The following is a 10,773-nucleotide window of genomic DNA, read 5'->3' on the forward strand; positions in this document are numbered from 1 at the left end:
GAATCCTGCTTCAGCAGATTGAAAGCAGAGCTAATCCAAGGCAAACACTACGAGAGCATTGAAGATGCCCGCATCGAAATTTTTGAATACATTGAAGCGTATTATAACAGAAAACGATTGCATTCAGGAATACAATATCACAGCCCGGAAGCCTATGAACAACTGTTACAAAATGATCTACCTTTATCAGGCACAAACAATCGGCGATACATTATACCGAAGAAAGATTTTAGCGAAAGGGGGCTCGACCCCCTCTCGCTAAAGCACAAACAAATCAGCTCCTCATTACCCAAAGAAGGGGAGATATTTTTTAACTAAGAGAATTTGGTGTCCGGCTAAAATGAGCCACCTCATCCCCCTTTATTGCAGACGGGCACTATTTACAACGCAATTTAAACATAATACTATATTTCGGATAGAGAATTTACTAAAGCACCTAGAAAAGCAAAATTGCGACTACCTGATCAACGATAGAACTATCTGTAAAAATTAGTAACCAGAAGACTCAGTTAACTAGCTGAAACGTCTCGGGATCAATCTTAAGCGAAAAACCAAACCAAAATCCCAGAATTACAGGCAGAGTAGGGTTTACTGCGCATACTTTCCAGTTAGACATAGATTTACCGATATTCGAGCAATATCCCTGAATTCGAAGCCGCATATACCCTCGAACAATATACTGCTGGGATGTCGAAGCCACCAAAATAAGCTAAATACGGCTCCCTAGCCAGCAAACCTCTTGGCGGCTAGATAAATAATGAATGTCAGTCGGAATGTGCTACGGCGCTCAGTTGTTAAAACGTCATGGAAATTAGCAGCATCGTATCAACCAGCATTTGGCGTTGCTGAGCCTGAATGGTCAATTGTGTTCATATTGTCAAACAAATTCATTCGTCCAAATGCTTTGAATAGACGTTGTCCCAGCACATTTTCGCTTCTTCTTCCTTTTCCCTCCCAAGATAGCGTTTCGTTTAACTTTTGTATCATCGACATTTGTCTAAATTAGCATGAATCGCTACTATTGTGTGTCCCTGATATGGCGAAACAATAAGAACCCATGAGTCTTGATCCTTACGCGTCACTAATTGCACGAAAGCTAGTGTTGATCTCCGACCTTATTACTGTAAATAATAACGGAAATTTGCATGATGCCGCGATCCATGCGGAAACCTTATTTTGCGAAATTTTAAATATCATTTTTCCGTTTCAGCTAGTGAATAATAACGATCAAAAATCTAACGCGGATACCATTGACCTACGCGACGACGCGGCCAAAGTCGCATTCCAAATCACGTCCACTAAAGCACACCAAGCAAAATTCAGATCTTTTATAGAAGCGATACTAAAAAAAGAGTTGTATAAAACATATGATCACTTTTGCCTCCTATTTATTGGGCGGGTTGATAAAAAGTACTTGAAGTATAGAAAGGAACAAGAATATAATTATGAAGGCTTTGATATCGATAAATTGATCATGAAGATCAATCAGCACCCGGTCATTGAAGACCGCAGGAGAATTCATGAAATTTTGAACGAGTTTTATCCCGATATTTGGCCGAATGCGCAGGTGAACACGAACACAAAACTGCTACGAACAACGTCAAAGTTATATAGTGACACCGCTTTAGCGATTCGGCGAAACAATCTCCTAAGTGAACTGTTTACATTCTGTCAGCAAAAGTGGACTAATTATTGGTCACCCAGGTGTGGGAAAAAGTTTCTTAGTGCAACAACAGAATCTTTACTGTTGGGATATCGGCCTTACTTGCGCCATGATAAAGATCGATAATTTAATTGAAGCGACTGATCAGGAAATCGGAAGAGAATTGAACTTGTCTGTGAACTGGCTGCAAGAACTGCAGAATGTTCCTACAGTGACACAGGACAAAAAACATATTTTGATCTTCGACGCCTTTGACACTGCTCGGAATGCAGCACTACGCAGTAAAATTGTTAAGTTCATCAGTAGAGCAAGAAATCAGTTAGAAGGCAATTGGAATATCATCGTCACTTGCCGCTTATATGACGCGCAAAAGTCAGCCGCGCTTATAGACCTGTTTCCACACAAATCACTTGAGAGCCCCGTAGGCTGCCGGACGTTCAATGTCCCGGCCTTTACCAGAGAAGAAGTTGAGGAAGCGATAAAGCATTGTAAGGTATATTTTTCGGTCTACCAAAAATCTACAACAGAACTTAGACAATTACTAACGATACCTTTCTTTCTGAATCTGTTTGAACGGCTTGTATCTGAAAACATAGCAAACGAGTATGAAATTGAGACGATACAAACAGAAGAGCAACTGCTCAGTTATTATTGGGATAGAAAGATAGAAAAAGACTCTGCAAAAGAGATACTTTTGCATGACCTAACAGAAAAGCTAGCGCTTGCGCAGAAGCTGACTTGTAAAAAGGCCGACGTCTTACAATACGCAAACGCTGACGAATATCAACAGCTCGTCAGTGACGGTGTTTTAGCGGACTCCTCATTTGATGCGCACAACACGGGATTTCGCCACAATATAATATTTGACTATGCGCTGTCCCGCTTATTTATTCATCACAGCGGAAAGGAATTGATCGAGCAAATCCGTGAAAATGAAAAGCTCCCTTTTATCTTTCGGCCCTCCTACATTTACTACTTTTCACGGTTATGGAGAAAGGAAAGAAGTATTTTTTGGCACCACTTTAATCTTATCGCGAGGGTTGATGAGCCGCTGTTTCGCCTTTTTTATCTGTCGGTGTTAAACCCTGTATTGGTAAGTGCCTACAGGAGTCTGGAAGACTTGTCTCCTGTCATCCAGCTCAGTGATGAGGAAAGAAAAAGCCAGCTGATTAAAAAATTGCTGGATGGGCTGCGCTTTATCAACCGCGATCAAGTCAGGTCACGCGATATTATCTTGCTTCATCGACTCTCGCAGCAACTTGCTGACCCGTTTGTGTATTCGCTGGGTTGCCAATTGGATAACGCGGTCAAATCTCTTACAAATAATTCTAGTAAGGACCAAGTGAAACTGGTGGCCGATGCGGTTGACAATTACCTCGAGCATGTATTAACGAAAAGAAAGACTGCCATCAATCCCGCATTTTACGACGCTAACGGCGCGCAGTGGGGAATAGAAAATGTGTGCAAATGTTACCGCAAATCAAGTAAGCGAACCAAGCATTTAATCAAAGAGGTGCTGTCCTTGCTTACAGTGGAGAACTGAGGTGGCTCACTTTAGCCGGACACCAAATTCTCTTAGTGAAAAAATATCTCCCCTTCTTTGGGTAATGAGGAGCTGTTTTGTTTGTGCTTTAGCGGAAGGGGGTCGATCCCCCTTTCGCTAAAATCTTTCTTCGGTATAATGTATCGCCGATTGTTTGTGCTTTTCAAAGGTAATTGTTTTTGTATCAGTTGTTCATAGGTGTCTGGACTATTGTATTGAATCGATGAGTGAAGTCGCTTTCTGTTGTAATATTCTTCGATGTATTCAAAGATTTCGGTGCGGGCACTTTCAATGGTTTGGTAGCTTTTATCCTGCATCAGTTCTACCTTCATGCGACTAAAGCAGGATTCCATAAATGCATTATCGTATGGGTTATCAGCCTCGCTCATGCTTTGATCAATGTCGTACCTGCGAAGAATTGCCCGATACAAGCTGGAAGCGTACTGGCCACCACGATCTGAGTGTATAATCAGATTATATAACTTTTTCCGGTTTCCCAGCGCTTTTCGAAGTGCGTCTATTACTAACTGTTCCTTCATATTATCAGCAAGTTGCCATCCAATGATCTTTCGTGATACAAGATCCATGATTACAGCAAGATAACACCAGCCGCTATCTTTCAATGGTACGTAAGTAATGTCACACACCCACACCTGATTGACCTGCTGCGGCCACCAGGTGCTAGTTAACAGGTTGGGACTTACAGCGTACGAGTGCCTGCTGGCGGTTGTCTTCGGTACATAGCTTTTCGGCTGGATCGCTTTTAAACCGAATTTTCGTAAAACACTAGCCGCCTGATACCTGCTGATTTTCAGTCCGCTTTGTGACAAAGCATGCATGATGCGTCGAGCACCATAACGGCCTTTGTGCTCTACAAAAGTTTCTTTAACCTGCTGTTCCATGTGCTCTCTTGATTCTGACAACTTGTAGGTACTTTGTTTTCGCCAGTCATAATATGCACTTTTGCTTATACCCATGCTCCGGCATAAATCGCGTAACGGATATTGCCCATGATGATTGGCGATAAACTGATAAACAACTACTGAGTCTGCCGGCTGAAAATGCCCAAGGCTTTTTTTAAAATTTCTCGCTCCATCTCGAGCTCCCGGATCTTTTTTTGAAGAGCGACTTTTTCAGGGTCATAGTTCGGCTGTGAAGATTGGGCGGGTGATTTAACAGACGTAGCGTCAGCCAATTTAACCCACCGATAAATAAGCGAACTAGTCACGCCAAGCGCATTGGCAACATCAGGCACCGAACGGCCTGATTCGATCATTTTTAGAACATCCTGTTTAAACGCGTCATCGTATTTACGACGGCTACGATTGTTTTTGTTGGATCCCATAACATGTCAAAGTTATTGGAATTTCGTGTCCGTGAAAAACGTACCATCTCAAACTTCTACATTCGTTATTTTCAAGAACTTGCAGAACACTTGCTACTGATTGCGGTGCAAGACGCAAAACTCGCGGGGAATATTTATGAAACCTTATACCATCATAAAGAAGAAAGCCGCAAAGAGACGTATTTGGGCTCTGCCGCAATGATGCTGACCAGTAATCGGCAACAGGATTACCATATTGTCCAGTATAGACTGGAAAAATCGTTTTCGCAGCTTTTAACAATCGGGCCTGCTATGGCCATAAAGATTGCGATCACAATCACAGATCCATATCTTAAGCAAAAGAAGGGATTTTCCTTTTTAAATAATTCATTTGACTGCAGTTTCCTGGGTCACAAATCTAAATTGGTACCCGATTACCTTGGCACAAGTTCTCTTGACACTGATCATGGGCCAGAATGCCATTTGACTACCGTGGAGGCGTTTCTGGAGTCTTTGGCGAAAGAAAAAAACTGGAATGATCTAACCCGATTACTCGTATTGATCGCAAAGACTGCATCGGCTTCGGGGTGGTGGAATCTGCTGCTCCGTTTATGTCAAAAGCACCCGTTGGAATTGTTAACTATTACTCGAGAGCTATTACAAAACGGCTCCCTTTATTTATGTTCAAGTACACAGTTCCATGCAAGCGAATTGCTCAAAAGCGGGTTTGCGGTCCTAAGTCAGGAAGACCAAGTCAACATTGAGAAATTGCTTTTGGATCTAGAGAGGGACGATAAGGGGGAATACGGGAGTCTCGAATGGATAGAAGGCATCAAGCGAAAAATGATTGGGTGTATACCTCGTGAACGCTTGCAACTCAATGAAACCAAATCACTGATTGACGGCTTAGGAGAGCTAGTAAATGAACGACCACAGAGCGGCGTACGGATCATCACCGAAAGAGATTCCGTCATGGTGGACGAAGCGATGTTAGGAAGAGATCTGAATCCCCATATTCCTGCAGACGTTGACACCTATGGGAAATTGTGTCAGCTCGAAAAAGCGAATAATCATCTCCCGACACTCAAGGAAATTGATGAAGCAGAATGGAAGCTGATAATTGATTTGTTTGAAATTGCATCAATTTCTCCGCAGGGAAAAAAACATTTTCGACATATCTGCGATGTTGAGATTATTAAAAAGCTAATTCAGTTTTCCGCAGTTGTGGCAGTACGGCCTGAGCAAAGACTGTTCATGAATGAAATGGCAGCAAACATGTTAGGAAACCCATCTTACATTCCGACGGATTTTAGAGCGGCAAAAAGCCAGTATTTTCTGCGTCAGTCTGAACCGCGGTATGATGCGGTTATTGTTCTGCGAAACAATTTGGTGCATTCTCGCGATAAAAAAATACTAAAAATGCTGCTCCGCCATGCAGTTGACAATGATTCCGCAGTCCGATATTGTGTGATCGAGTGCCTGCAAGCAGCTTGGGCCATGCTAGAATTCCGTGACGACTTTTGGGCCATAATGTATTCCAGGTTCCAAACAGAATTGGACGGCAATTGTCTGATATCGCTCCTACATAATATCACTTTCGATGACATCATCGAGGAGGATAGTGACCGCGTGCACAAAGCGCTGGAGGTAGCCAACACTAGGCTCGCAACTTTCATAGAAGATTCCAAAGTCGTCGACTCTTTCGCCTTGACTGTGCTGAAATTATGGAGGAAAGGTCACGAGTTTACAAAAAACATTCTTGATACCAACCTTAAATACTATCCTTTTAGAAGAATGGTCTTGGTTCAGGTGATTAGATGGCTGGATCCGCAGCATAAACAACTGCTACGAAGACAATCATCATCTGCATAATACCTTATTCAAACTCATTGAGGACATCCTCATCTTGTCGTTCAATTCCATCAAGGACAAGGGATTGAGCGATACTGCAGTGAACCATGATTTTGCAGCCATTGATGAGATCGTGGACACTTTGCAATTGATTACAGGGCATGGGTTGAAAAGTAACAATTATCCTGTCTCGTTAAAAGGAATGACGGCGTTTTTCGATAAAATCAAACCAGTACTGAATATCCTCGTTGACAGATCTTTGCAGATTAATAATGGCGTGATGCTCGCACGGACCGGGTACCACTTCATTGAACTACTACACGGCCACCTGAACATCTCACCCCAATATGTGCTGGATATGCTTGATAAAGTCGTCACGTGTGCGGCGGCTGACAGTCTGCACTACGATCAATCAGCGACAAAAGAAATTATTTTGATTACAGAAAAACTGTTGAGTGATCATCGGGCCATCCTTGAGGACCAGGGAAACTTCAGGAACCTAGTGAAGTTGCTTGACCATTTCAGTAATGCAGGTGCCGTAGAAGCCGTTGAACTGACGTGGCGCTTAAAAGAGATTATAGCTTGATTTTGGTTCAATAAAGCAGCAGACAAGTGTTGTGATCTTAAATACGCAATGGCCTGCTTTTCGGAACGCTCATTACTAATACCAACACAACTGCATTCTTAAAAGAAAGGCCTGCTGTCGCTGAAGGCAGTAATTTCTTCCGCCTTCCTTCACTTATTGCGACGGGTAAGGCTGATCTTCGCCGTGCTTTTATAGTTCGGTTTCGAACTGCAGCCTTAATCATTTGGTAAAGGATTAACAGGCCGCCAATACCAGCGGCCCTGGCCCAATCGCTTGATTGGTGACGAGCAGGTAGCGGACTCCTGTCAATATCACCGGTCAATCCGGCTATACGTCCATTTGCAGCCCTGAGTGGTGGAGGCATTCATGCCTTACCGGAATGGTACAAGACAAATGAACCGAAACCGGCTGCCGGCGATGAAACGTTCACCACGTGGAAGCATTACTCAAAGGACTTACCACTGTTAGAATCGGGCTTGATTGGACCGGTTGTGATAAGAACCGCTTTGTACTACTGAGCAAAGTAATTCTGATAAAGCAAGTACAAGACACGGGCAAAGTACGTAAAATCAAACTTCAGATGTTTTCTTTTTAGAAAAGATAAAAGATTGCCCTGGCCAGATTAGGATTGTGATTGCCTATTAAACTGGAAGTATACAAATTCGACCGAAGGGCGCATCGCAGTATTAACAACCGTTGTCTATGCTTAGAAAACGTTTGATGGACAAGACATTGTGTCTGGGAAAAAGGATACTTACAACACCAATCAATGCCAAATTTAAAGCTTGGGATATAGTTTTGGTTTTTGCACGGCACTTTACAGCCTTAACATTGCTAAGCGGGCTACCTAGGCCTTGCAGTAAAGGCATACCCTTCATATTTAGTAGTTTGGGTTTGTGCTAACTTGTTAAGGGATTAGCGCCTGCGGAATCTCTACAGTTGAGCTTCTTTATTGCCCTATTTTAATTTGGTTATAGTTCTTTTCATTCATTTCATTCAGTTCCTTCACTACAGTTTAGAAGATGAACGAAGTACCTAGGAACTTACAACTAAAAATTTCCAAGCTGTAACGTGACGGGTTGGCTTGTGCTACCCGACGATTACAGTTTTGAAGCTAACGCCAACGATGACAATAATGAGTGAGTCATCTGGTGAGTCAGCGACCTGGAAAGTCATAAGTTGGATGACGGTCAGCTTGTTACAAAGCACTTTCGAATCCTGTCTTCCGGAATAACAAAATCCATAGTTATCCGTAAATCAATTAATTATGACATGTTCGTTTTTATCGGTGGTCGGTTTAATGGTTATAATGTCCTCAATCTTGATTTTTAATACCCTCTTGCTCCTTTTAATTTTACCTGAGCTTAAGTTTAGTGCCTTACAAGCGACTAGCTAATTTTCAGTTCCTTTTGGTTTTAGATTGCTTATTTTAAATTTGAGCAGCAGGGTTGTTCAGTTTTCAATTAATAATTAATTGAAAACTGAACGAGAACATGCGTAAATACAACTTTTAGCTGCGACTCATGAGAAAAAGACAATACAATCAAAAACTAACGCCAGAAGATGCAGCAAAGGGGATCAAAGCTGCACTTGAAAATGTGAGGTCGCTATTGCAAGATGCTATTCTCCTGCACGATAATGGTCGATACGAGAGAGCAACGGCTTTGGCAATCTTGGCAATTGAAGAGGCGGGAAAGCCTGCAATAAAGCGCATGATACTTTTAGAAGAAGACCCGAAGGAACTTAAAAAGGGTTGGCAAAACTATAGAACGCACACATCTAAAAATACTGATTGGATTGTTCCAGAATTAATTAAGAAAGGTGCAAGGTACATGGAAGAAATGAGACAGACCGTAGATGATGGAAGTTCTCATAGACAGACTTTAGATAATCTGAAGCAATTGGCATTCTATTCTGATGTTTTCTCAAATTGCAAATGGAGTACTCCAAAAGATGTTATAGACAAAGAGCTAAGTGAGACAATCTTGAGTGTTGCAAAATTGATGGCTGGAAAAGTGAAGGCTGGCATGACGAGTGAAGAAGAGTTGAAATTATGGGTGAAGCATCTAAAGCCAGTTTGGAAGGGCGACATGATTGCAATGAAGCAAGCATTGGTGAATTGTTATCAGCAAGCAGAACAATCAGGCTTGCTCGAAAAAGGTAATGCAAAAGAAATGGTGAATTTCGTTTTATAAACCAGCCGCTGCTAACATGCGATTGCCAATATACCCGCTGACAAGAATGTGCTGAACCATCCAATTCTATTAAAATTTGTAATAAATTTAAGCGGACGGAATACTAACGCCGGTACATCGGCAAGCGCCAGTCCGTTAGCAGGCAATGACCTAACTTCCCTTTACTTATGAGAAATGAAAGATTTGACTTTTTCTACCTTCCCGAGAAATTTCAACAATCCCACAAGTCATGTGAATTTTTGCTTTACCAAATTGAAGATTTCGTTGTTAAAGACGACTATAGGAATTTGCGAGTTCAAAGTTTGCAGTTCACAAAAGAGCCTTATTTTCTTGAAGGAGAACATATTCTTGATTACTTACTCCGTTCTGGTGAGCATGACAAACACAGTGAGATAAATATAAGCAATTTATTAAATGCCTTAATAGCTGACATTTGCCAGTTTATGCAAATTGCACTACTTGCCTCTTTGCAAAAGAGACTAACAGTCACATTGGCACTTATAAGAAAGCCATTCGTCTATAATCTACTGGTCATTTTGCGACTGTACTTTACAAGTGACTTTCTCGACAGGTTTAATACAGAAGAAAAATTTGACACGGCAAAACTCAGTGAAGACGACATTAAGGAATTGCTCCATATTTCCGAGGGAGCATTATTTTCTAAATCAATAAAAGCAGTTGACATTTATGATATAGTTTTCAATCCTGGAAGCCCTGACAGCATCAAAAATATGTCTAATAAAGCCCTTCATCCATCTACAACACAGAATAAAAACAATCTGACTGAAATACAGAACCTCAATTTTGTTTTTAGTACAGAAAAGAGCATAGAAACTCAGTGGGATTATCTCTATCGAAAGCTGCCATTACTTCTGTTGTATTTAAATGAAGTGTTGGAGTTCATTATATTTGACCATCTTAAAACAGATGATAAAATATATGCAGAGCGGTTGATTGAAAGGGCAAATTTTTTCAAACACAACAACTCCTGTTAACAGGGATTGCGAATATACCGGCTGAAGGACAAGTGCCGAACTAATTAATTCTATTGGACTTTTGTAATACATTAATGCTGACGGAACGCTAATGCCGGTACATCGACAAGACTTAATCTGTCAGCCGCCATAGATTTCAAAATTCTATAATCGAAATTTGTTATATGGAAGAAGTATTAAAAAATGAAGAGGCACGAAATAAACAGATTTGTAATGCCTTCTTCGATACTATCATTTTTGCAATCTTCGATTATCAGCGAAGTCCATCGAAATGGGAGTATAGCGGTAGTAATTGCCACCCATCGAAGTACCAAGTAAATACTTTGCGGCTTTTTGCTCTCCTGTTTTCGTAGGTTGAAATTTACGTTTAACCTAGTTACGGCTTAGGAGTGCAAAATATTTAAAGATGAAATCGGTGGTCGGTTTGGGGGTCGATTTTTTTTAATTTCTCCTAATTTTTCCTAACCCCAATTAACTATTATAAAAATTGTCAATTCGATGTAGCCATTAGGTAACGTGTAAAATCCGGGATATTCTGACCCCATGTTCCAGAGCAAACTGACCCCGGTGTTCCGGGGGATGTTGACCCCCCTGTTCCGGACGATGTTGACCCCGT

9 protein-coding genes are annotated in these 10,773 nt (G+C 41.5%); 7 read left to right on the plus strand and 2 right to left on the minus strand.

What is annotated here, in order from left to right:
- From ACX0G7_RS26860 to ACX0G7_RS26870, 3 genes are all read left to right on the plus strand, one after another.
- Positions 1-318 (plus strand): IS3 family transposase (locus ACX0G7_RS26860; RefSeq protein WP_458926635.1); only part of this gene is annotated, 318 nt, incomplete at its 5' end.
- Between the two features lie 739 nt (positions 319-1,057).
- A complete protein-coding gene (locus tag ACX0G7_RS26865; protein ID WP_458926636.1) occupies positions 1,058-1,789 on the plus strand; it encodes an SMEK domain-containing protein in 732 nt (243 codons plus the stop codon).
- Positions 1,773-3,206 (plus strand): NACHT domain-containing protein, encoded by a 1,434-nt coding sequence (locus ACX0G7_RS26870; protein WP_458926637.1) that lies wholly within the window; start codon positions 1,773-1,775, stop codon positions 3,204-3,206. Before ACX0G7_RS26865 ends, ACX0G7_RS26870 begins: the two co-directional genes overlap by 17 nt.
- Before the next feature lie 32 nt (positions 3,207-3,238).
- Here ACX0G7_RS26870 and ACX0G7_RS26875 read toward each other — a convergent pair whose 3' ends face one another.
- Both ACX0G7_RS26875 and ACX0G7_RS26880 read right to left on the minus strand, forming a co-directional pair.
- Complete coding sequence (locus ACX0G7_RS26875; protein WP_458926643.1) at positions 3,239-4,231, minus strand: IS3 family transposase; 993 nt, start codon at positions 4,229-4,231, stop codon at positions 3,239-3,241.
- Positions 4,232-4,245: 14 nt separating this feature from the next.
- Positions 4,246-4,551 carry a transposase gene (locus tag ACX0G7_RS26880; protein ID WP_458926638.1) on the minus strand — a complete coding sequence of 102 codons (306 nt, stop codon included), beginning with the start codon at positions 4,549-4,551 and terminating at the stop codon, positions 4,246-4,248.
- A 3-nt stretch (positions 4,552-4,554) separates the two neighbouring features.
- Between ACX0G7_RS26880 and ACX0G7_RS26885 the strand changes: the two genes are divergently transcribed.
- From ACX0G7_RS26885 to ACX0G7_RS26900, 4 genes are all read left to right on the plus strand, one after another.
- Positions 4,555-6,402, plus strand: coding sequence for a hypothetical protein (locus ACX0G7_RS26885; protein WP_458926639.1), 1,848 nt, complete (start codon positions 4,555-4,557; stop codon positions 6,400-6,402).
- A gap of 34 nt (positions 6,403-6,436) precedes the next feature.
- The gene (locus tag ACX0G7_RS26890; RefSeq protein ID WP_458926640.1) at positions 6,437-6,967 is read left to right on the plus strand and encodes a hypothetical protein; all 531 of its coding nucleotides are present in this window, start codon (positions 6,437-6,439) and stop codon (positions 6,965-6,967) included.
- Positions 6,968-8,490: 1,523 nt separating this feature from the next.
- Positions 8,491-9,162, plus strand: coding sequence for an AbiV family abortive infection protein (locus ACX0G7_RS26895; RefSeq protein ID WP_458926641.1), 672 nt, complete (start codon positions 8,491-8,493; stop codon positions 9,160-9,162).
- 167 nt (positions 9,163-9,329) lie between these two features.
- Positions 9,330-10,157 carry a hypothetical protein gene (locus ACX0G7_RS26900; RefSeq protein WP_458926642.1) on the plus strand — a complete coding sequence of 276 codons (828 nt, stop codon included), beginning with the start codon at positions 9,330-9,332 and terminating at the stop codon, positions 10,155-10,157.
- Positions 10,158-10,773 lie beyond the last annotated feature (616 nt).

This window comes from Flavitalea antarctica, from assembly GCF_054461535.1.